Genomic DNA, 21551 nt, shown 5'->3' on the forward strand with positions numbered 1-21551 from the left:
TATGAATTGGTCTGATGAAGGTTTTTTGATAAGTAAAAATAGATATAATGAAAATTCCTTAATTGTAGAAATTTTCACCAAAGAGAAAGGTAAAGTATCAGGTATCATATTTGGTGGAACATCAAAAAAAATTAAAAATTATCTGCAAATTGGAAATAAGTTGCATGTTAATTATAATTCAAAAAATGAAAATAGAATTGGCTATTTTAAAATTGAAATTTTAAATGCTTACAGTCCTTTGTATTTTGATGACAGACAAAAATTATCATGCTTAACTTCTGCAATGAATTTGATTAAAATTTTAACAGCAGATGCACAATCAAATGAAAAAGTTTTTTTCATAATTCAAAATTTCTTTTTAATTTTACAAGATAAAAATTGGTTAAAAAAATATATTTTTTGGGAATTAGAATTACTCAAAATATTAGGTTATGATTTAGAATTAGAAAACTTAGTAGTGAAAGATACTGAAAATAAAGAAACTGTTTACTATGTTTCATCATCAAATGAAAAAAAATATGTTCCAAACTTTCTTATTGAAAAAGATAAAGAGGTTGAAGATATTAAAATTTTACTAAAAGGTTTGAAGTTAGTTAATGATTATCTAGATAAAACAATTTTAAAACCAAATAATATTAATTTTCCAAACAATAGATTGTTATTTCTAAATACTTTAAGGTGATTACTTTATTATTTTGTCAATTCGATCAGCGTAATAACTCACAATCGCATTTGCACCAGCTCTTTTAAAAGCCACTAAACTTTCATATACTGCATCTTTATTTACAAGGTTTTTATTAATAGCATTTTCTATTAGACTGTACTCACCAGATACTTGATATGCAAAAACTGGGATTTTGAATTTTTCTTTAATTGATTTAATTATATCCAAATATGGCATTCCTGGTTTAACCATAACCATATCAGCTCCTTCTTTTATATCCAAAGCAACTTCTCTTAATGCTTCATCAGAATTTCTAAAATCCATTTGATATGTTTTTTTATCTCCTTTTAATGAACTTTTTGATCCCACAGCATCTCTAAAGGGACCATAAAAGCTGGATGCATATTTTGCTGCATAAGATAAAATCTGAACTTCTTGGAAATTGTTTTGATCGATTGCTTTTCTAATTTTACCAATCCTTCCATCCATCATATCTGATGGAGCTAAAACATCACAACCCATTTCAGCTTGAAGTAAAGATTGGTTTATTAAAACTTGGATTGTTTCATCATTTAAAATTTTATCAGATTTGATTAACCCGTCATGTCCATGAGAGGTATAAGGATCCAATGCAACATCACACATAATTCCAATTTGATTTTTGTATTTTTTTTTAATCATTCTTGATGCTCTACAAACAAGATTATTTTCATTGAGCGCTTCTGATCCTAGTTCATTTTTTAATGACTTTTTTGTGTTTGGGAAAAGAGCAACCATTGGAATTCCTTTGCTTATCGCTTTATCAATAATTTGACCGATTCTATCCACTGAATACCTGTAGACGCCAGGCATCGATTTTATATGTTGTTTTTTATTTACGCCATCAATAAGAAAAATTGGAAGAATAAAATCATTAGAACTTAGGGTATTTTCCTGCACGAGTTTTCTAGTCCAAGAAGATTTTCTGTTTCTTCTTAATCTTAGGCTTGGATATTTTCCTACAATCATGTTTAAATTTACTTTATTAATGCGACAAATGTATTATACAAATAACTCTTAAATTAAGTACAAAACCATTTTTATGAGCATTGATAACACAAAAGTTGTAAACCTAAACCTAAAAAAAGAAGAAAGAGTTTTAGATTTTAGTGATTTTCAAAAACAAAACTTGAAATTTGATATAAACAAACTTCAAGAGGCCTATAACCAAATTATTAAGACAAAAAAATTCGAAGATGCTGGGATAACACACTTTGGAGCAATTTCATTAACCCAAATTCCTGGTGATCCTGACTCAATCAAAGGCAATAAAGCTAGAGGTGTTTACTGGACTAAACCTGATAAAACTGGACAAGAAGTTTCTAGAGATGTTGAAATTGATGAAGCAGCTTATTCTGAATTTATAAAAGATTATGAGAACACTTATTTTAAAGAAGTTTATGATGTTTTATCAAGCAAATACAAATTGGGTAGAGTAAGAATTTTGCTAAAAGAACCAAGATCAACTTTAAGTTGGCATAGAGATCCAGAACCAAGACTGCACATTCCAATTGTAACTAATCCTGGATGCTTAATGGTTATAGATAATGTTGCAAAACATATGCCAGCGGATGGTTCTGTGTGGGTGACTAATAACACAAAATATCATAATGCATTTAATGGTGGTGAAGAAAATAGAGTCCACCTTGTTGCTTGTGTGCTAGATTATAAATTCAATTAATTTGAAAAAGATATTTATCTCTTCAGATCACGCTGGTTTTAAACTTAAAGAAGCAATTAAAATTTATTTAGAGAAGAAAAAAATTAATTTTCAAGATTTTGGTCCCTCAAATGAGAACAGTGTTGATTACCCAGATTACGCGCATAAAGTTGCAAGAAAAGTAAATTCATCTAAAAAAAATATTGGTATTTTGGTATGTGGATCAGGGACTGGAATGAATATTGCGGCAAATAAACATAAAAATGTTAGAGCCGCTCAATGCTTTAATGAAAAATCGACTAAATTATCTAGATTGCATAATGATGCAAATATCATTACATTAGGTTCTAGATTACTAAGTAAAAAAAATGCATTAAAATTTATTAGCATTTTTTTAAATACAAAGTTCGAAGGTGGAAGACACTTAAAAAGAGTAAAAAAAATATAATTGATTATGTCTAGTGAAAAAAGTTATTTAAACGATAGTTATAAGAGTTTCTTTGAAGATGGTTTATCTAGCAAGGACCCTGAATTATACAAAGCTATAAAAGACGAACTCTTAAGACAACAACAACATATAGAATTAATTGCATCAGAAAATATAGTTTCACAAGCTGTTCTTGAAGCTCAAGGATCAGTATTAACTAATAAGTATGCCGAAGGATATCCTGGAAAAAGATACTATAACGGTTGCGAATATGTAGATGTTGCAGAAAGTCTTGCAATTGAGAGATTAAAAAAATTATTTAATTGTAAATATGCAAATGCACAACCTCACTCTGGAGCCCAAGCAAATGGTGCTGTATTTTTAGCTTTATTAAATCCTGGAGATACATTTATGGGAATGAGTTTAAATTCAGGTGGACACATAACACACGGATTGAAAATATCTATGTCAGGTAAATGGTTTAACGCTATAGGTTATGACGTTGATAAAGAGTCTGAACTTATTGATTATGATAATGTTGAAAGACTTGCTTTAGAACACAAGCCTAAATTAATAATAGCAGGAGGCAGTGCTTATTCTCGAGTAATAGATTTTAAAAGATTTAGAGAAATAGCTGATAAGGTAGGAGCCTATTTAATGGTTGATATGGCACATTTCTCAGGACTTGTAGCTGGTAAAGGGTATCCAAATCCATGTGATTATGCTCATGTTGTAACTTCAACTACACATAAAGTTTTTAGAAGTGCAAGAGGTGGAATAATTTTATCTAATGATGAGGAGCTTGGTAAAAAATTTAACACAGCTGTTTTCCCTGGTTATCAAGGCGGACCTTTGATGCATATTATTGCTGCTAAAGCTGCTGGTTTTTTAGAAGCTCTTCAACCAGATTTTCAAGATTATATAAAATCTGTTTTAGCTAATGCAAAAATCTTAGCCGAAACTTTAAAAAATAATGGATTTAAAATTTATTCAGATGGAACTGATACTCATTTAATGCTTGTTGACTTAAGACCTTTTAATGTTAAAGGAAATCTTGCAGCGGAAAGTCTATCAAGAGCTAACATTACATGTAATAAAAATGGAATACCTTTTGATACAGAGAAGCCAATGATTACATCGGGAATTAGATTGGGCACTCAAGCTGCTACTACACGTGGATTTGGATTAAATGAGTTTAAAACTGTAGGTGAATTGATAACAAAAACTATTAAAGGTTTGTCTGAAAATCCTGATGATAACAGTAAAGTTGAAAACGAAGTAAGAAATGAAGTTATTAATCTAACTTCATCGTTTCCAATATATAAAAATTTATAAATAATGATTTGTCCTTGTGAAAAAAAAGGTGATACATCAGTTGTAGATTCTAGACCAACTGAAGATGGAACTGCAATCAGAAGAAGACGATTATGTATATGCGGTGAAAGATTTACTACCTTTGAAAGAATTCAATTTAGAGAATTAATGGTAGTTAAAAAAAATGGAAGAAAATCTTCTTTTGACAGAGATAAATTATCTAAATCAATCTATATAGCATTAAAAAAGAGACCAATTGATACTGAAACTGTAGAAAAATTTATAAGTAAAATCTCAAGATCATTAGAAGAACTTGGACAAACAGAAATATCAACAAGTACAATTGGAAGAATGGTTATGGAAGGATTAAAAGAGCTTGATCCTGTAGCATATGTGCGTTTTGCTTCCGTTTATAGAAATTTTAGAGAAGAAAAAGACTTTGTGCAATTCGTGGACAGATTAGATGTCTACAAAAAAAGATAATTTTAACATTAAAGATAAACAATTCATGCAAATTGCCCTTAATTTGGCAATTGCTCGCGAAGGTTTAACCGGTACCAATCCATCTGTTGGATGTGTAATTGTTAAAAATAATAAAATTATATCTATAGGACAGACTTCACATAATGGAAGACCTCATGCTGAACGTAATGCAATTAAAGACTCTATTGAAAATGTTGCTGGTTCAAAAATGTATGTCACATTAGAGCCGTGTTGTCATAAAGGAAAAACACCACCTTGTACTAATTTAATAATTAAATCAAAAATATCAGAAGTTATTTATTCAATTTCTGATATTGACGAACGTGTTAGCGGCAAATCTTTTAAAGTATTAAAATCAAGTAAAATAAAAGTTAGAAAAAATCTTTTAAAAAATGAAATCAGTCGTTTTTACTATCCTTATTTTTTTAACAGAAAAAATAAAATACCTTTTGTTATAGGTAAAATTGCAGTTTCAAAGAACAATTTAATTTATAGTAAAGAAAAGCAAAAAATTACTAATATTTATTCTGATAAGTTTTCACATTTTTTAAGATATAAAAATGATACAATATTAATTTCACACAAAACCTTGAATAAGGATAATCCAAAACTTAATTGCAGACTTAAAAACAAAAATAATTTTTCACCTATAAGAGTTATTTTAGACAGCAAGCTAAATTCTAATCCAAACTCTTACTTAATAAAATCTGCAACTAAAATAAAAACAATTATTTTTTATAATGAAGCAACAAAATCAAAAATCTCATTATTTAAATCTAAAAAAGTCTTATTAATCAAATCTAAAATTAATAAAAATAAAGAATTCAAATTAAAAGAAATATTAAAAAAACTTTATTCTTTAGGAAGTAGAAATTTATTGGTTGAAGGTGGAGATAAACTTACAAAATCATTCATAAATGATAAAATTTTTAGTAAATTTTATTTGTTTAAAAGTTCAAATAATTTATCAAAAAACACAGAATTTGTTGAATTTAACAGTTTAAATACTTTAAAATCAAAATATAGATATAAGTCAAAACTAAATCTGAAATTAAAAAAAGATAAAATAGAATTATATAAAAATTATGTTTAACGGAATTATATATAACCAAGGTATTGTCAAAAAAATCACTAAAAGACCAAAAGGCATCAATATATTTATTAAAAGCAACTTAAAGGTTTCATCAAAAGATATGGGATTATCGGTCGCGTGTGATGGGGTATGTCTCACATTAATTTCCTATAAGTCAAAAATAATGGAGTTTTATTTATCTAATGAAACTTTAATTAGGTCCAAATTTAAATTTCTCAAAACAAATGATGTTTTGAACTTAGAGTTACCTTTGAAATATGGAACTAAAATTTCTGGTCATATTTGCCAAGGTCATGTTGATACAGTTGGAATAGTTAATTTTATTAAAAAAATAGATAAATCTTATATTTTTGATTTTGAAATACCAAAAAAGGAGAGAAAACATTTAATAGAGAAGGCTTCAATATGTGTAAACGGCATCTCTCTAACAATTTCAAAAATTACAAAAAAAGGTTTTCAAATTTGGATTATTCCTCATACATATAAAGAAACTAATTTATCTACTTTAAAAAAATCTAGTTTGGTAAATATTGAGATTGATATCTTATCTAAATATGTAAGAAATTATTTTAATGACAAAAAATAATTTTGCATCAATAGAAACTATTATTAGCATTGCCAGAAAAGGTGGGATGTTCATATTGGTTGATGATGAAAAAAGAGAAAATGAAGGCGATTTAGTAATATCGACATCGGATACAAATTCAAAAAATATAAATTTTATGGCCAAGTATGGCAGAGGTTTAATTTGTTTAGCTCTCGATAGTGTTCAGGCTAAAAAATTAAACCTTTCATTAATGTCACCAATTAATCAATCAAGAAATAAAACTGCATTTACAATATCTATTGAAGCAAAAAAAGGAATTACAACAGGAATTTCAGCAAAGGATAGAGCAAAAACAATTAAAGTTGCTTCAAAGAAAAATGCTAACAAAAATGAAATTGTATCTCCAGGTCATGTGTTTCCAATAATAGCAAGAGATGGAGGTGTCCTTGTTAGAGCTGGTCATACTGAAGCTTCAGTTGATATTTCAAAATTGGCAAAAAAAAATAATTCAGCTGTTATTTGTGAAATCATGAATGAAGATGGAACAATGGCCAAAGGTAAGGATTTATTTAATTTTGCAAATAAGCATAAACTTAAAATAGGAAAGATTGAAGATTTGATCGCTTATAGACTTAAAAAAGAAAAATTAATTAAATTAAAAAAACAAAGCTCGATAATTGTAAAAGATCAAAAGTATAATATTCGAATTTATGAAAATTTAATTGATGGTGCAGAACATTTTGCTCTAATTAAAGGAAAAATAAAAAGGTTTATTACTCCAAGGGTAAGAGTAATCTCTTCAAATGTAGTTCAAAATTATTTAATTAATCAACAATTACCAAACTCATTTAACAAAACTTTAAATTATTTTAAAAAATATAACAATTGTGTATTAGTCTTTATAAAAGACTCTAATTTAAAATCTGTAACCCAAACTCTGAAAGATTATAAAAATAAAGATTTTTATAAAAAGGGTAATGATAAATTAATAAGAAATTATGGAATTGGAGCTCAAATTATAAAAGATTTAAAAATTAAAAATATGATATTAATTACAAAATCACCAAAAAAAGTTATTGGTTTGGATGGTTATGGTATAAAAATTACCAAACAAGAATTGATATAATGAAAAAAAAAATTTTGATTGTTATAGCTGATTATTACAAAGATATTGCAGATGGATTACTTAAAAGTGCTTTAAAATTAATCTCAAAAAAAAATAATATAAAAGTTATTAACGTTCCAGGAGCTTTTGAAATCCCAGTAACTATTTCAAAAAACATAAATAAGTATGATGCCTTTTTAGCTTTAGGCTGTGTTATCAAAGGTCAAACCCCTCACTTTGATTTTATTTCTCAAGCAGCAACCAATGGTATTATGGAATTATCAATTTCAAGTAAAAAACCAATTGGGAATGGAATAATTACTTGTTTGAATATGTCTCAAGCTAAAGCGAGAAAGAAAAAAGGTGCGGAAGCAGCTGAAGCAGTAATTTCTGTTTTATCTCAAAAATGAGAACACATTTTAATCCAAAAAATAATCCTAGAGTTATAATAATTCAAAAACTTTACGGTAAATTTTATAACGAAGACGATGAATTACATTTTCCAAAACACAGATTTAAAAAATTTATTAAAGATATTGTACTAGGAACTATCGAAAGAAATGATCTAATTATAGATGAATTAAAAAACAAATTAGGTGAAGATTTTGTCTTTGAAAATTTAGATAAGGTTTTTCAAACTATTTTAAAAGCTGCTACATATGAATTAATGTACAAACCTAATTTATCCTTAAACATAATTATTAAAGAGTATTTAAATTCATCAAATTATTTCTTAGAAAATTCACAAACTAAGTATCTAAATGCTTTGCTTGATAATGTTGGAAAAAAATTAAGAACAAATGCATGAATTTGAATTAATAAATAATTATTTTTCTAATATTTCTAAAAAAAATAAAGCAGCTTTAAATTTAAACGATGATGTTTTTTTTGATAAAAAAAAAGGATTAGTTATTTCAGTAGATACATACAACATAGGTACACATTTTATAGATTTTAAAAAACCAGATTTAGTTATTAAAAAAATTTTAAGATCATCAATTTCTGATTTAATCTGTAAAGGAGTAGAACCGAAATATTATTTTATTGCTGGATCAGGGAACAAAAAAAACTTTACAAAAAATAATCTTAAAAAAATATCTAATTCTTTAAGGGAAGAGCAGAAAAAATATGATTTATTATTAGGAGGTGGGGATACAACTTTTTCTAATAAACTTAGTTTTACAATAACTTCAGTTGGATATTCAAAAAAAATAATCTACAGAAATCAATCTAATGTAAATAATGATATATATGTTACAGGAAATTTAGGTGATAGTTTTATTGGACTTCTAGCTTTAAAGAATAAGATAAAATTAAATAAATCTAAAACGAAGTATTTTATAAACAAATATTATATGCCTGATATCCAAAATAAGTTTTCTAAAAATTTACTTTCTCTAGCAACTAGTTCTATGGATATATCTGATGGCTTAATCACAGACTTGAATAAATTAATAAACAAGCAAAATGTTTCTTATAAAATTTATGAAAAGTTTATTCCTGTATCAAGAAATCTTAACCACCTAATCAATAGTAAGAATTTAAAAAAAATTGATCTAGTTTCTAATGGAGATGATTATCAAATTTTGTTTACTGCTAAACCAAACAATGCCAGAATCATAAATAAATTAAGTAAATCTATCGGTGTAAAAATTTCTAAAATAGGAACTATTTTATCTGGTAAAAACAAGTCTTTAATTTTAGATCAAAAAGGCAGAAAAATCGCCAATAATGTTATTGGTTATGTCCACCAATTTTAAAGTTAATTATTGTCTTTTTTGACTTTTTTTGTATTGTCCGGGCTTAAAAAATTAACAACCAACAACTAAGGGTTATATGAGCGCAACTGTCGAAACTATTTTATTATACACAATCGGAGCCGGTTTTTTATCTATCGTTTACGGGTTCTTAACTGGAAAAAACATTTTAAATTCAAGTGCAGGGAATGCAAAAATGCAAGATATTGCATCAGCTATCCAAATTGGAGCAAAAGCTTATCTAGCAAGACAATACAAAACAATTGCAATTGTTGGTGCAGCTGTTCTTGTAATTGTTAGTATTGCATTTAGCCCATTAGTTGGTCTTGGTTATTTAATAGGTGCAGCATTATCCGGTATTGCAGGATATGTCGGCATGTTAGTTTCTGTGGAAGCCAATGTGAGAACTGCTGAAGCTTCAAGAAAAGGTCTAGCTCAAGGTCTTTCAGTGGCTTTTAAATCTGGTGCTGTAACTGGTATGTTGGTTGCTGGTTTAGCATTGTTGGCAATAGCAGTTTATTATTTTTTATTATTGAAATTTGAAGTAGATGAAAGAGAAATAGTGAATGCACTAGTCGCTTTAGGGTTTGGTGCTTCTTTAATTTCAATTTTTGCAAGATTAGGTGGAGGTATTTTTACTAAAGGTGCAGATGTTGGAGCTGATCTAGTTGGTAAAGTTGAGGCTGGTATTCCTGAGGATGACCCAAGAAATCCAGCAGTAATTGCTGACAACGTTGGAGATAACGTCGGTGACTGTGCTGGAATGGCAGCTGATTTATTTGAAACATATGCGGTTACTATTGTTGCAACTATGGTTTTATCATCTATTTTCTTTGTGGGTGATCTTAATATGATGATTTATCCTCTTACAATTGGTGCTGCTTGTTTATTGACATCTATTATAGGTACATTTTTTGTTAAACTTGGAAAAGATAACAATGTGATGAATGCATTATACAAAGGGTTTATTGTATCTGCCGTTGCATCATTAGTTATTCTTTGGCCTGTAACTGATCATGTAATTGGTTTTACTAATGAATACACTGTTAATGGAAATACATTTAATGGAATGGATTTATATTACTGTGGAGTAATTGGTTTAGTTATTACTGGTTTATTAATTTGGATTACAGAATATTATACAGGTACAAGTTATAGACCTGTTAAATCAGTAGCTTTATCGTCAACAACTGGTCATGGAACTAATGTTATTCAAGGTTTAGCTGTATCAATGGAAGCAACAGCAATACCCGCATTAATTATTGTTGCTGGTATCTTAATTACAAATTCTGTTGCGGGCCTATTTGGTATTGCAATTGCTGTTACAACAATGTTGGCATTAGCTGGAATGGTTGTTGCGTTAGATGCTTATGGTCCAGTTACTGATAATGCCGGAGGAATAGCAGAAATGTCTAACTTGGATAAAAAAGTTAGAAAAACTACTGATGCTTTAGATGCTGTTGGTAACACAACTAAAGCTGTAACAAAAGGATATGCGATTGGTTCTGCTGGTTTAGGTGCACTAGTTTTATTTGCAGCTTACACTGAGGATATTAAACATTTTTCTAAAGAAGCAGGATCAGCTCTTGAAGGAATAGTTGTAACTTTTGATTTATCAAACCCTTATGTTGTAGTTGGTTTGTTAATTGGTGGGATGTTACCTTACTTATTTGGATCTATGGGAATGCAAGCGGTTGGAAGAGCAGGTGGTGCTGTCGTAGTAGAAGTAAGAAGGCAGTTTAAAAAATTTCCAGGTATCATGAAAAGAAAACAAAAACCTGATTATGCAAAATTAGTTGATTTGTTAACTGTTGCTGCAATTAAAGAAATGATAATTCCATCATTATTACCAGTGTTATCTCCTGTAGTTTTATATTTTATAATTCTATCAATAGGTGGTCAGGTAGCTGCCTTAGCTGCAGTTGGAGCTATGCTTTTAGGAGTTATTATTACCGGACTATTTGTAGCTGTTTCTATGACTGCTGGTGGTGGGGCATGGGATAATGCTAAGAAATATATTGAAGATGGAAATCATGGTGGAAAAGGTTCAGAAGCTCATAAAGCTGCTGTAACTGGTGATACAGTAGGAGATCCATATAAAGATACAGCAGGTCCAGCTGTTAATCCAATGATTAAGATAACTAATATTGTAGCTTTATTATTGTTAGCAGTTATCGCTGGTTAATTTCTTTACGTTTTTTGGCCCTCGTACCTAGAGGGTCATTCATTTTTTGTCTCATACTTGACATAAATTTGTAAATAAAGGAATTTTTTTCAAAACCTACTTCTGTGTTTGTTCGAACAATTTCAATATTTTTCATATCATCTATATTATAGAATTCTTTTTTTTTTAATATACCGTATTTATCAATCTCTAAAACCAACACATCATTTTTAAAAATTTTCATTCTCCCTAAATTTTTTAGTTTTGATTGTGTTTGTTTTCTTTCAATATATATCCAAATATCATTATCAAATTTACTTTTGGTTGAAGGATTTCCTAAAATTTTTATAATATCATTTTTATTAGATTTATTTACAAAAATTGTTTTTTGTTTTTTTTCTAAAAAAGGAACACCATGATGTTTTACAACAGGCTTAAAAGAGCAATTTGAAAGTATTAAAAATAAAAAAAATATATATAATTTATTCATGAGTAATGTGTATATACATATTTATAACAATTTAATTAATTTCACTAGAAATAAAGATTTATATAAGAATTTAAATAGGGAAGATAGTTTTTCAGACAGATTAACTTTATTTTTACTCCATTTTTCTTTTTTTTTAAAAAATTATAAAAGTGAGGAAAATAAAAAAGTATTACAAGAAATTTATGATTTTAACTTTAGACAATTAGAATTGAGCATTAGAGAAATAGGATATGGAGACCAATCTATAAACAAAAAAATGAAAGATTATATTAATTTGTTTCATTCAATGGTTTCTGAGATTCATTTTTGGAACGATTTATCGAAATCAGATAAAATTGAAAAATTATCAATATTTTTAGAAGATTTTAATAATATTAATGATTTACTTGATTATTTTGATGAATTTAACTTAAATTTATCAAAAAAAACTTTGAATTATTATTTAAAAAGTGTAAGTAACCCATAATTATGGCTGTACCAAAACGAAAACAAACCCCATCTAGAACTGGAATGAGACGGGCACAAACAATGAAATTTTCAACTAAAAATATAGTTGAGGATAAAAAATCAGGTGAATACAGGCTTTCTCATCATCTAGATTTAAAAACTGGCATGTATAAGGGTAGACAAGTTTTAGACCCAAAAGAATAGTATATTAATCTTAATGTCCGAAAAAATTAAAATTGCAGTTGATGCAATGGGAGGTGACGGTTCACCAAGCAAAGTAATTGATGGTATTATTTATAACCATCAATCAAATAAAAACATTTTTTACAAAATATTTGGAGATAAAAATAAAATTTCTCCATTAATCGAAAATAAAATTAATAAAGAGTTCTATGAAATTTTTCATACAGAGAATGCAATTAAAAGTACAGACAGTCCTTTAGAAGGTGCAAAAAGAGGAAAAGACACAAGCATGTGGCTTGCAATTAATAGTGTTAAAGAAAAGCAGGCTGATATAGTTATATCTGCTGGTAATACTGGTGCTCTATTAGTTGTATCTAAATTAAATCTTAAAATGATCGAAAATATAGACAAACCAGCTTTGTCTGCGCTTTGGCCAAATAAAAAAGGTATGAGCGTTGTATTAGATCTTGGAGCTAATATTGAGTGTAGTTCAAAAAATTTAAGTGATTTTTCATCGATGGGAGCTGCTCTTTATAATTCATTATACCCAGATGAAATAGCCAATGTTGCTTTATTGAATATTGGTTCAGAAGAATTAAAGGGTAATGAAGTAATAAAGGAAACTTATCAAATTCTTAATGACAAAAAATCTGAAAATTTTAATTTTTCTGGATACATTGAAGGTAATCACATTATGGATGGTGAAGTTGATGTAATTGTATCAGATGGATTTACAGGAAATGTAGCATTAAAAACAGCTGAGGGAACTGCAAATTTTATTACAAGTGAATTAAAAAAAGCGATGACTGGAAATTGGATAGGAAAACTATCTTCTCTTCTAAACATTTCAAATTTAAAAAAATTTAAAAAAAGATTAGATCCAAGACTGTACAATGGTGCAATTTTTATAGGTTTAGACTCTCCAGTAGTAAAAAGTCATGGTGGTACCGACTACGTTGGCTTTGCTAACTCATTAGATGTTTGTCATAGAATTGTTAAAGGTAATTTGATAGAAAAGATTAAACAGAATCTTTAAATGAGAATAAATTTAACTAAAAAAGATTTAGTTAATTTAGTGTATATGCAACTAGGTTTTTCTAAACAGATTTCAGAAAACTTAATTGATGATTTTTTATATACTATTGTTTCCAACATTAAATCTGAGAAAAAACTTAAATTATCTAAATTTGGGACTTTTTCCATAAGACAAAAAAAAAGTAGAATTGGCAGAAACCCAAAAACTAAGGAAACTAAAGTAATATCTAGTAGGGATGTTGTTTTATTTAAACCTTCAAAAGAATTTAAAGAGTTTATAAATCTTAAAGATTATGGATAAAGCTGATCAAGCTTATAAAACTATTGGTGAGGTTGCTAAAATTTTAGACTTAAAAGTCAATAAGAAGGGTTCTTTGCCTACTCACATAATAAGATTTTGGGAAACACAGTTTAAACAAATCAAGCCAAAAATTCTTAATTCTAATAGAAGATACTATGATGAAAAAAATATTGATCTTCTTAAGAAGATTAAATATTTGCTAAAAGATCAAGGAATGACAATTAATGGAGTTAAAAAGATCCTTGATAATGAAGATACTTTAAAGCTTGACGAAATGGCAGATAAATCTATAAAAGCTGAAAAATTAAAAAATAAGTTAACTAAAATATCAAGTATTTTAAAAACACTAAAATAAATGGCAAAAAAAACACACGTAAAAGTTAGAATGGTACCTGAAGCTAAACCTGATAGTCCTTACTTTTATTACGTAAAAAAACCTGCAGGTGGCGAAAAAGCTAAAGTAAAATTATCTGCAAAAAAATATAATCCGGACACAAGAAAACACGAAATGTTTGTGGAGAAAAAGCTTCCACCACATAGTAAATAAATTATTTTTTTTTAAAATTTCTTCTTTCGTAATCAATATAAGACCAAATCATATTTTTCCAAATGCGATTAGTTATTTTTGGATCTATGCCTTGTTTTAAGGATTTTGCTTTAATTTTTTTTAAAATAAAATTAATTCTTTTCTTATCTACGATTTCTTTTTTAAATTCTTTAAGCTTTAAAACTTCCTCAACTAGCTTTGTTCTATATTTTATAAGTGATAACAGTTTATTATCTAATTTATCTAGCTTAACTCTTATTAAATCTAGTTTTTTTTTATTATTTGGCGACATTTAATTTATTGGAATACTTAATAATTATTATATTTATCTGAGCATGTACAGTGAGAATAATCATTTAAATAATCAACTTAAATTGTGGATGCTATCATTACTAGTTTTAATTTCTTTAATAATATTAGTCGGAGGCTTGACTAGATTAACTGACTCTGGCTTATCAATTACTACTTGGGAATTATTTTTAGGTTTTTTTCCTCCTTTTAAAAATGAAAAATGGTTGGAATATTTTAGTTTATATAAAACAATTCCTGAATACAGCCAACAAAATTTCAATATGACTCTTGATGAATTCAAAGTAATATTCTGGTGGGAGTGGGGACACAGGCAGTTAGGGAGAATAATTGGTTTAACCGTATTACTCCCAATGGTTTATTTTTCAGTAAAACAAGGAGTTTGGATTATAAAAAAATACGGACTTATTTTTTTACTGGTTTGTTTTCAAGGATTTTTAGGTTGGTACATGGTATCTAGTGGATTAGTTGAAAGAATTGATGTTAGTCATTATAGGCTAGCAATACATTTGGTAACAGCTTTTATCATTTTATCAATTGTATATTGGCAATTTTTAAAGTTATCATCCTCTTCAAATCAAACAGTTTCTATTAATCTTTTTTTATTAAAAATTTTTTTAGTTTTATTATTTTTGCAATTAATTATAGGCGCTTTTGTATCTGGTATGGATGCTGGTAAAATTTATAACACATGGCCATTGATGGGTGTTAATTATTTTCCTGATGATAGTAGTTTTAAAGAGCTTTTGAATTTAAAAGTTTTTGATAATCCTTCTATTGTTCAATTTATACATAGAAATTTAGCATACTTAATTATGGTCATTTATGCCCTAATCCTCTTTAAAGTAATTAATACTGGAAACAAAAAATTATACAAACCTATTACTTTAATTGGTTTGACTTTGGCATTTCAAATTTTACTTGGAGTGATAACTATTTTATCTGGAGTAAAAATGTTATTTGCATCTTTACACCAGATAAATTCTATTTTGATAATACTTTCAACTTTGTATTTTATATTTATCTCAAAATATAAAAGACAAATTAATTAATTTCTATTTGTAGACATATAAATAAAATTAACTAACTGCTTTTAAATTACCTTTTGATGATTTGTCTAAAGCTTGATCTAAATCATCAATGATATCATCAATATGTTCTAAACCAATACAAAGTCTAACATATCCTGGCGTTACACCTGAAGCAGCTAATTCATCATCATTTAATTGACTGTGAGTAGTTGTTGCTGGGTGTATTGCTAAACTTCTAGCATCACCTATATTTGCAACGTGATAAAACATTTTTAAAGCCTCAATGAACTTTTTACCAGCTTCGATACCACCAGCCAATTCAATACCAACTAAAGCACCATTACCATTTTTAAGATATTTTTTTGCTCGACTTGATATCTCTTCATTATGTTCAGTGGAATAAATTACTCTCTCAACAGCTTTATGATTTTTTAAGTACTCTACAACTTTTGCAGCATTATCACAGTGTTGTTTCATTCTTAAAGCAACTGTTTCAAGTCCTTGTATAACACCAAATGCATTATCTGGAGAAAGAGCTGATCCTAAATCTCTTAATAGGGTCACTCTTGCTCTAACTGCAAAAGCAACATTTGCACCTGTTAATTCGGGCACAGCTTTACCCCAAACAACACCTCCATAACTTGCATCAGGTTCATTAAATAGTGGCTGTCTTTTTGGATCTGCTGTCCAATCAAAATTTCCACCATCTACTAGTGCACCCCCAACTACTGTTCCATGGCCTGCTATATATTTTGTTAAAGAATAAACAACCACAGCAGCACCATGTTCAATTGGTTTACAAATTACAGGGGCAGCAGTGTTATCTAAGATTAATGGAATGTTATATTTTCTACCAATATCTGAAACCTCTTTAATTGGAAAAACTCTTAAATATGGGTTTGGTAATGTTTCTCCATAAAAAGCTCTAGTTTTATCGTCTATTGCTTTTTCAAAGTTTTTTGGATCTGAAGGATCTGCATATCTTACTTCTATACCAAGCTTACTTAAAGTATGCGTAAATAAAGAAACTGTTCCACCATAAAGATCTGTTGAACTAACAATATTATCTCCAGCTTGAGCAACGTTTAATATTGCAAAAGTAGAAGCGGTTTGCCCAGATGCTACAGTTAAACTTGCAAGACCACCTTCAAGCGCAGCGATTCTCTTTTCCAACACATCGTTAGTTGGATTCATTATTCGTGTATAGATGTTTCCAAACTCTTTTAACGCAAATAAATTAGCTGCATGTTCAGTGTTATTAAATTGATACGAGGTTGTTCTATAAATTGGAACTGCTACTGAATTTGTAGCTGGATCACTTCTGTAGTCTCCACCATGTATCGCAATAGTTTCTGGATTATTTCTTTTTGTACTCATTTTTACTCCTTTTTTAGTGCTTTTGCTTTATGCAAGGCGCACAATACAGTTCAAATGCCTACCGATTTAAAATTTAATGAAAATTCCATTTTAGCAGTTTTATGCCCGCAATAGGATCAAATCGGCAAGAGATAAATAGCATATTAGTTATGTTTTACAAGCTAAATATAAAATTGACTTTGAATAATTTAATAGTATTAATCCTCGCACAATGACAAAATTCACAAAAAAAGATCAAGTTACATCATCTTGGTACGAGATTGACGCAAAAAATGCAGTTGTTGGAAGATTAGCGACTGTTGTATCTAATATTATTAGAGGCAAAAATAAGACTACTTATACACCTCACATGGATGATGGAGATTTTGTTGTAGTAAAAAATATCGAACAAGCAAAATTTACTGGCAAGAAGTTTCAAAACAAAAAGTACTATAGACACACAGGACATCCTGGTGGAATTAAAGTTACTACACCAGAAAAACTTCATGAAAAAAAACCTGGAGAAACTTTGAAATTAGCAGTTAAAAGAATGTTGCCTGGTGGTGTTTTGGGTAGAAAACAACTAACAAAATTAAAAATTTATTCTGGAAGTGAGCATCCTCATGCTGCACAAAACCCAAAAGTTATAGAATTAGATAAACTAAACAATAAAAACATTGCAAGAAATTAATATGGAAAACGTACAATCAAACACAAAAACTCCTAAATTAAAGTTAGACTTTAAAGATAGTAAGTACGCGACAGGTAGAAGAAAAACTTCAATAGCAAAAGTTTGGTTAAAAAAAGGTTCTGGTAAAATTTATGTTAATGGCAAATTATATAATGAGTATTTTGCTGATGAAATTCACAAAATGCAAATTACAAGACCTTTTGAAATTATAAATCAAGCTACAGATTATGATGTTAGATGTAGTGTAAAAGGTGGCGGACCTACAGGTCAAGCTGGAGCAATGGTTCATGGTATTTCTAAAGCTTTGGTTCTCTTTGATGAAAATTTAAAAACAACATTGAAAACTGAAAAGCTTACAACCAGAGATTCTAGAGCTGTTGAGAGAAAAAAACCTGGTAGAAGAAAAGCTAGAAGAAGCTTTCAGTTTTCTAAAAGATAATTTTTTTTACAATTTAAACTGCTATAATAAAAAATGCCTAAGCTTAATGCATTAGTTGCCGGATCTACAGGATATATTGGTGTTCAATTAATCAAGTTATTAATTAACCACAAATATATTAATATTAAATATCTATGTGGAAATTCGTCTGTTGGAAAAAATATTTCTTATTATGACAAATCTCTATCAAAAAAAAAATTACCTAAAATTGTAAAATTTAATCCTAAATTATTAAATGGTATTGATGTTGTCTTTACAGCTCTACCAAATGGTGAGGCTCAAGATATAGCAAAAAAACTTAATGATAATATTACTCTAATTGATTTAGCGGCAGATTTTAGATTAAAAAAAGCTAATGATTATTTAAAATGGTATAAACAAATACATCGAGCTCCAAAACTACAGAAGAAAAGCATTTATTGTTTACCAGAAATAAATCGTGATGAATTAAAAAATCACAATATTATTTCATGTCCAGGATGTTATCCAACATCAATATTATTACCTCTTGTTCCGCTAATTAAAAAAAAATTAGTTAAATTAGACAATATAATTATTGATTCAAAATCTGGATATTCTGGTGCCGGTAGAGGAGTTCATAAAAAATATAAAGACAAGAATTTATACGAATCTTTAAGTGCTTATGGTGTCGGTTTTCATAGACACAATTCTGAAATTCATCAATTTTTAAGTAAATTTACAAATAAAAATTTTCAATTTAGTTTTACTCCACATTTATCTCCAATGTTTAGAGGCATATTAAGTACAATTTATTTAGATTTAGAAAAAAATGTTAATCAATCAAAAATCATCAAAACACTTGAGATGTCTTATAAGGGAGAAAATTTTGTTAAAATATTAGATTCTGATAAACTTTTGAGTACAAATGATGTTATCAATACAAACAATTGCTTTATCACAGTGTGTAAATCAAAATATAAAAACAAAATAATCATTATTTCTGCAATAGATAATTTAATCAAAGGTGGAGCAGGTCAGGCTGTTCAAAATTTAAATAATAAATTTAATTTTCCTGAAAGAACTGCTTTAAAATGAAATATTTGTTAATTATTTTTCTAATTTTTTTATGTAATTGCTCTTTAAATAAAGATTCTCAGTATTGGACAGAACATCCTGCTGAAAATAAAAAAAATCAAAAAAAAATAACTGAAATACTTAAAAAGTCAGACGATATAACAAAAATGACATTAGAAGAATATGAGATTTATATAGATGACTATACTAAAAAAAGTAAATATCCAGATATAAGCAAATGAATAATATTGTGAATGTTGCAGTTGTTGGACTTGGTCAAGTTGGTAATTATTTGTTTAATGAACTAATTGTCAAAAAAAAAGATATTGAGCTTAAAACAGGCAAAAAAGTTAATGTAGTAGCTATTTCTGCAAAAAATATAAATAAAAGAAGAAAATATAAAATTAATAGAAAAATTTTTTACAAAAACCCATTTGAAATTTTTAAAAAAGAAAAAGTTGATATATTATTTGAAGTAATTGGACAATCAGATGGGGTTTCTAAAAAATTAGTTGAAACTGCGTTAAAGAATAAAATCCATGTAATAACTCCAAATAAAGCTTTAATTTCAAAACATGGAAATAATTTAGCAAAACTAGCTGAAAAAAATAATGTCAATTTAGAATTCGAAGCATCTGTTGCTGGCGGGATACCGATATTGAGATCTATTAAAGAGGGATTAGCTACAAATAAATTATCTAAAGTTTATGGAATTTTAAACGGTACTTCAAATTATATATTGTCAGAGATGGAAAATTCTGAGCAAAATTTTGCTGATGTTTTGAAAAAAGCTCAAATGCTTGGATATGCCGAACCAGGAAATCCAAAATTAGATTTAAATGGTTTTGATGCATTTGCAAAAGTGAGAATTTTATCCGCTTTGGCTTTTAATAGTAAAATATCAAATAAAAAATGTTTAATGGAAGGAATAGAAAAAATTGATTTAAAAGATATTAAAATTGCAAATCAATTAGATTTAAGAATTAAACTACTGGGTATCTCTGAACTCAAAAATAATCAACTTTTTGAAACTGTTCATCCATGTCTTGTAAGTAAAAAATCATATATTGGTAATGTAAATGGAGTAATGAATGCTGTGATCCTTAATGGTAAACCAGTAGGAGAAAGTGTATTACAAGGGGAGGGTGCTGGACCAGGTCCTACTTCGTCATCTTTATTATCTGACTTATTATCTATTTTAAGAGGAAACATTAAAAAGCCATTTGGTGTAAGTGTAAATAAGCTTAAAACTTTAAAGACTTACAACGTAAATAATTATGTTAATTCTTTATATTTAAGATTTGAAGTTAAAGATAAACCAGGCGTTTTATCTCAAATAACCAATCGTTTAGCTAAATATAAAATTTCTGTCAAAAGATTAATCCAAACTCCAGATAAAAAAAATAATAAAGCTACCATCGTAATAGTTACTCATAAAACCACAGAATTAAATTGTAATAGCTGTTTATCTATATTTAGCAAAAATAAGAATATCTTAAAATCACCTACGTTAATTAGATTGCTTGATTAATGGAAATATATTTCAAACTTATTGAAGTATTATTTCCTGTATTTTTTGTTGTTGGGATTGGATATTATCTTGGTAAGAAAAAACCAGATTTTGATAATTCTTTTATAACTACTTTTGCCTCAAATGTTGGTACACCTGCAATGGTTATATATTCTATTACATCTACAGGTATAACATTTGAACAATATACTAGTTATTTTATTTATTATTTAATTGCTATTGCTGGTTTTGGTTTAACAGGGTTAATTATTTTATATCTATTAAAAACTAAAGATATTATTAGAGAAATTCCAGTTTTTCTTCTTCCTAATAATGGAAACATGGGTATTCCCATTTGTCTTTTTGCTTATGGTTCACAAGGTTTAGGAATAGCTGCATCAATATCTTCGCTTATAATTTTACTTCACTTTACATTAGGAGTGTTTCTAGCCGACAGAAAATTTGACTTTAATATTTTAATTAAAAATCCACCTTTTTATGCAATTATATTTTCAGTTACTTTTATTTATTTTGACTTGGAGATGCCCAAGGCAATTATTAATCTAACTGAATTGTTAACATATACAGCAATTGTTTTAATATTAATGTCGTTAGGAATTGCATTAACAAAATTAAAAGTTTTTTCTTTCACTAATGCAATAATTGCCTCTATTGGAAGAGTAATCATTGGACCCGTGATTGGTTTTTTAATTATAATTTTTTTCGATCTTTCTGGATTTGGTGCAGGTGTAATTTTAATTCAATCTGCTATGCCAAGCGCTATTTTAAATTATTTAATCGGATCAATGTATTCCCCAAAAGAAATAGTAGATAACATCGCCAGCACTATTGTTGTTTCTACATTAATGTCATTTATTACAGTTCCAATAGTCGTATTCTTTGCTTTAAAATACTTCTATTAAG

At 28.0% G+C, this 21551-nt stretch carries 29 protein-coding genes and 1 riboswitch; of the genes, 25 read left to right on the forward strand and 4 right to left on the reverse strand.

The annotated features are described in order from the left end of the window. Position 1: 1 nt before the first annotated feature. A complete protein-coding gene (recO, locus tag ACTTBK_RS02230) occupies positions 2-682 on the forward strand; it encodes a DNA repair protein RecO (RefSeq protein WP_440618377.1) in 681 nt (226 codons plus the stop codon). Here recO and hemB read toward each other — a convergent pair whose 3' ends face one another. Next, positions 683-1672, reverse strand: coding sequence for a porphobilinogen synthase (gene hemB / locus ACTTBK_RS02235; protein ID WP_440618378.1), 990 nt, complete (start codon positions 1670-1672; stop codon positions 683-685). It abuts the gene before it with no gap. Between the two features lie 73 nt (positions 1673-1745). Here hemB and ACTTBK_RS02240 point away from each other — a divergent pair, with 73 nt between their 5' ends. The 11 genes from ACTTBK_RS02240 (at position 1746) to ACTTBK_RS02290 (ending at position 11274) form a co-directional block, all read left to right on the forward strand. After that, on the forward strand, positions 1746-2384 hold the full coding sequence (locus ACTTBK_RS02240) for an aspartyl/asparaginyl beta-hydroxylase domain-containing protein (RefSeq protein ID WP_440614331.1): 639 nt from the start codon (positions 1746-1748) through the stop codon (positions 2382-2384). A gap of 1 nt (position 2385) precedes the next feature. Next, positions 2386-2811, forward strand: coding sequence for a ribose 5-phosphate isomerase B (gene rpiB, locus ACTTBK_RS02245; RefSeq protein ID WP_440618379.1), 426 nt, complete (start codon positions 2386-2388; stop codon positions 2809-2811). A gap of 6 nt (positions 2812-2817) precedes the next feature. Further along, positions 2818-4125, forward strand: a complete 1308-nt coding sequence (gene glyA, locus ACTTBK_RS02250; protein WP_440618380.1) for a serine hydroxymethyltransferase — start codon at positions 2818-2820, stop codon at positions 4123-4125. A gap of 3 nt (positions 4126-4128) precedes the next feature. Continuing rightward, on the forward strand, positions 4129-4587 hold the full coding sequence (nrdR, locus tag ACTTBK_RS02255) for a transcriptional regulator NrdR (RefSeq protein WP_440618381.1): 459 nt from the start codon (positions 4129-4131) through the stop codon (positions 4585-4587). Beyond that, positions 4568-5680 (forward strand): bifunctional diaminohydroxyphosphoribosylaminopyrimidine deaminase/5-amino-6-(5-phosphoribosylamino)uracil reductase RibD, encoded by a 1113-nt coding sequence (gene ribD / locus ACTTBK_RS02260; protein ID WP_440618382.1) that lies wholly within the window; start codon positions 4568-4570, stop codon positions 5678-5680. The genes nrdR and ribD overlap by 20 nt, the downstream gene beginning before the upstream one ends. Further along, positions 5673-6266: a riboflavin synthase gene (locus ACTTBK_RS02265; RefSeq protein ID WP_440618383.1), complete on the forward strand. Its 594-nt coding sequence runs from the start codon at positions 5673-5675 to the stop codon at positions 6264-6266. Before ribD ends, ACTTBK_RS02265 begins: the two co-directional genes overlap by 8 nt. After that, positions 6253-7353 carry a 3,4-dihydroxy-2-butanone-4-phosphate synthase gene (gene ribB / locus ACTTBK_RS02270; protein ID WP_440618384.1) on the forward strand — a complete coding sequence of 367 codons (1101 nt, stop codon included), beginning with the start codon at positions 6253-6255 and terminating at the stop codon, positions 7351-7353. The genes ACTTBK_RS02265 and ribB overlap by 14 nt, the downstream gene beginning before the upstream one ends. Continuing rightward, complete coding sequence (gene ribH / locus ACTTBK_RS02275) at positions 7353-7742, forward strand: 6,7-dimethyl-8-ribityllumazine synthase (protein ID WP_440614335.1); 390 nt, start codon at positions 7353-7355, stop codon at positions 7740-7742. The genes ribB and ribH overlap by 1 nt, the downstream gene beginning before the upstream one ends. After that, on the forward strand, positions 7739-8140 hold the full coding sequence (locus ACTTBK_RS02280) for a transcription antitermination factor NusB (RefSeq protein ID WP_440618385.1): 402 nt from the start codon (positions 7739-7741) through the stop codon (positions 8138-8140). The genes ribH and ACTTBK_RS02280 overlap by 4 nt, the downstream gene beginning before the upstream one ends. Continuing rightward, positions 8133-9092: a thiamine-phosphate kinase gene (gene thiL / locus ACTTBK_RS02285; RefSeq protein WP_440618386.1), complete on the forward strand. Its 960-nt coding sequence runs from the start codon at positions 8133-8135 to the stop codon at positions 9090-9092. The genes ACTTBK_RS02280 and thiL overlap by 8 nt, the downstream gene beginning before the upstream one ends. Before the next feature lie 76 nt (positions 9093-9168). Next, positions 9169-11274 (forward strand): sodium-translocating pyrophosphatase, encoded by a 2106-nt coding sequence (locus ACTTBK_RS02290; RefSeq protein WP_440618387.1) that lies wholly within the window; start codon positions 9169-9171, stop codon positions 11272-11274. Here the strand turns inward: ACTTBK_RS02290 and bamE are convergent. Continuing rightward, complete coding sequence (gene bamE / locus ACTTBK_RS02295) at positions 11261-11743, reverse strand: outer membrane protein assembly factor BamE domain-containing protein (RefSeq protein WP_440618388.1); 483 nt, start codon at positions 11741-11743, stop codon at positions 11261-11263. The genes ACTTBK_RS02290 and bamE overlap by 14 nt on opposite strands. Here bamE and ACTTBK_RS02300 point away from each other — a divergent pair. From ACTTBK_RS02300 to ACTTBK_RS02325, 6 genes are read left to right on the forward strand one after another with little or no spacing between them, the layout of a single operon-like run. Then, the gene (locus ACTTBK_RS02300; protein WP_440618389.1) at positions 11742-12209 is read left to right on the forward strand and encodes a ubiquinol-cytochrome C chaperone family protein; all 468 of its coding nucleotides are present in this window, start codon (positions 11742-11744) and stop codon (positions 12207-12209) included. The genes bamE and ACTTBK_RS02300 overlap by 2 nt on opposite strands. Before the next feature lie 2 nt (positions 12210-12211). Continuing rightward, the gene (gene rpmF, locus ACTTBK_RS02305; RefSeq protein ID WP_023853776.1) at positions 12212-12394 is read left to right on the forward strand and encodes a 50S ribosomal protein L32; all 183 of its coding nucleotides are present in this window, start codon (positions 12212-12214) and stop codon (positions 12392-12394) included. Between the two features lie 13 nt (positions 12395-12407). Continuing rightward, positions 12408-13409, forward strand: a complete 1002-nt coding sequence (gene plsX / locus ACTTBK_RS02310; protein ID WP_440618390.1) for a phosphate acyltransferase PlsX — start codon at positions 12408-12410, stop codon at positions 13407-13409. Continuing rightward, on the forward strand, positions 13410-13709 hold the full coding sequence (locus ACTTBK_RS02315) for an HU family DNA-binding protein (RefSeq protein ID WP_440618391.1): 300 nt from the start codon (positions 13410-13412) through the stop codon (positions 13707-13709). It abuts the gene before it with no gap. Then, positions 13702-14064: a MerR family transcriptional regulator gene (locus ACTTBK_RS02320; RefSeq protein WP_428080067.1), complete on the forward strand. Its 363-nt coding sequence runs from the start codon at positions 13702-13704 to the stop codon at positions 14062-14064. Before ACTTBK_RS02315 ends, ACTTBK_RS02320 begins: the two co-directional genes overlap by 8 nt. Beyond that, positions 14065-14256, forward strand: a complete 192-nt coding sequence (locus ACTTBK_RS02325; protein WP_023853780.1) for a 50S ribosomal protein L33 — start codon at positions 14065-14067, stop codon at positions 14254-14256. It abuts the gene before it with no gap. Position 14257: 1 nt separating this feature from the next. On the opposite strand, the gene ACTTBK_RS02330 is transcribed toward ACTTBK_RS02325, so the two are convergent. Then, positions 14258-14548, reverse strand: a complete 291-nt coding sequence (locus tag ACTTBK_RS02330; RefSeq protein WP_075506733.1) for a chorismate mutase — start codon at positions 14546-14548, stop codon at positions 14258-14260. A gap of 43 nt (positions 14549-14591) precedes the next feature. Between ACTTBK_RS02330 and ACTTBK_RS02335 the strand changes: the two genes are divergently transcribed. Beyond that, a complete protein-coding gene (locus ACTTBK_RS02335) occupies positions 14592-15617 on the forward strand; it encodes a COX15/CtaA family protein (protein WP_440618392.1) in 1026 nt (341 codons plus the stop codon). A gap of 27 nt (positions 15618-15644) precedes the next feature. Here the strand turns inward: ACTTBK_RS02335 and ACTTBK_RS02340 are convergent, their stop codons facing one another. After that, positions 15645-16973 (reverse strand): O-acetylhomoserine aminocarboxypropyltransferase/cysteine synthase family protein, encoded by a 1329-nt coding sequence (locus ACTTBK_RS02340; RefSeq protein WP_440618393.1) that lies wholly within the window; start codon positions 16971-16973, stop codon positions 15645-15647. Positions 16974-16975: 2 nt separating this feature from the next. After that, positions 16976-17042, reverse strand: a riboswitch (SAM riboswitch). A 142-nt stretch (positions 17043-17184) separates the two neighbouring features. On the opposite strand from ACTTBK_RS02340, the gene rplM reads away from it, so the two are divergent. From rplM to ACTTBK_RS02370, 6 genes are read left to right on the forward strand one after another with little or no spacing between them, the layout of a single operon-like run. Beyond that, entirely contained in the window at positions 17185-17643 is a 459-nt protein-coding gene (rplM, locus tag ACTTBK_RS02345) for a 50S ribosomal protein L13 (RefSeq protein ID WP_440614344.1), read from the forward strand. A 1-nt stretch (position 17644) separates the two neighbouring features. Further along, positions 17645-18082: a 30S ribosomal protein S9 gene (gene rpsI / locus ACTTBK_RS02350; RefSeq protein WP_440614345.1), complete on the forward strand. Its 438-nt coding sequence runs from the start codon at positions 17645-17647 to the stop codon at positions 18080-18082. Positions 18083-18115: 33 nt separating this feature from the next. Further along, positions 18116-19138 (forward strand): N-acetyl-gamma-glutamyl-phosphate reductase, encoded by a 1023-nt coding sequence (argC, locus tag ACTTBK_RS02355; RefSeq protein WP_440618394.1) that lies wholly within the window; start codon positions 18116-18118, stop codon positions 19136-19138. Further along, positions 19135-19359, forward strand: a complete 225-nt coding sequence (locus ACTTBK_RS02360) for a hypothetical protein (RefSeq protein ID WP_440618395.1) — start codon at positions 19135-19137, stop codon at positions 19357-19359. The genes argC and ACTTBK_RS02360 overlap by 4 nt, the downstream gene beginning before the upstream one ends. Next, positions 19356-20648, forward strand: a complete 1293-nt coding sequence (locus tag ACTTBK_RS02365; protein WP_440618396.1) for a homoserine dehydrogenase — start codon at positions 19356-19358, stop codon at positions 20646-20648. Before ACTTBK_RS02360 ends, ACTTBK_RS02365 begins: the two co-directional genes overlap by 4 nt. Continuing rightward, positions 20648-21550 (forward strand): AEC family transporter, encoded by a 903-nt coding sequence (locus ACTTBK_RS02370; protein WP_440618397.1) that lies wholly within the window; start codon positions 20648-20650, stop codon positions 21548-21550. The genes ACTTBK_RS02365 and ACTTBK_RS02370 overlap by 1 nt, the downstream gene beginning before the upstream one ends. Position 21551 lies beyond the last annotated feature (1 nt).

This window comes from Candidatus Pelagibacter sp. HIMB1493 (assembly GCF_052047995.1).
Classification (GTDB): Bacteria; Pseudomonadota; Alphaproteobacteria; order Pelagibacterales; family Pelagibacteraceae; genus Pelagibacter.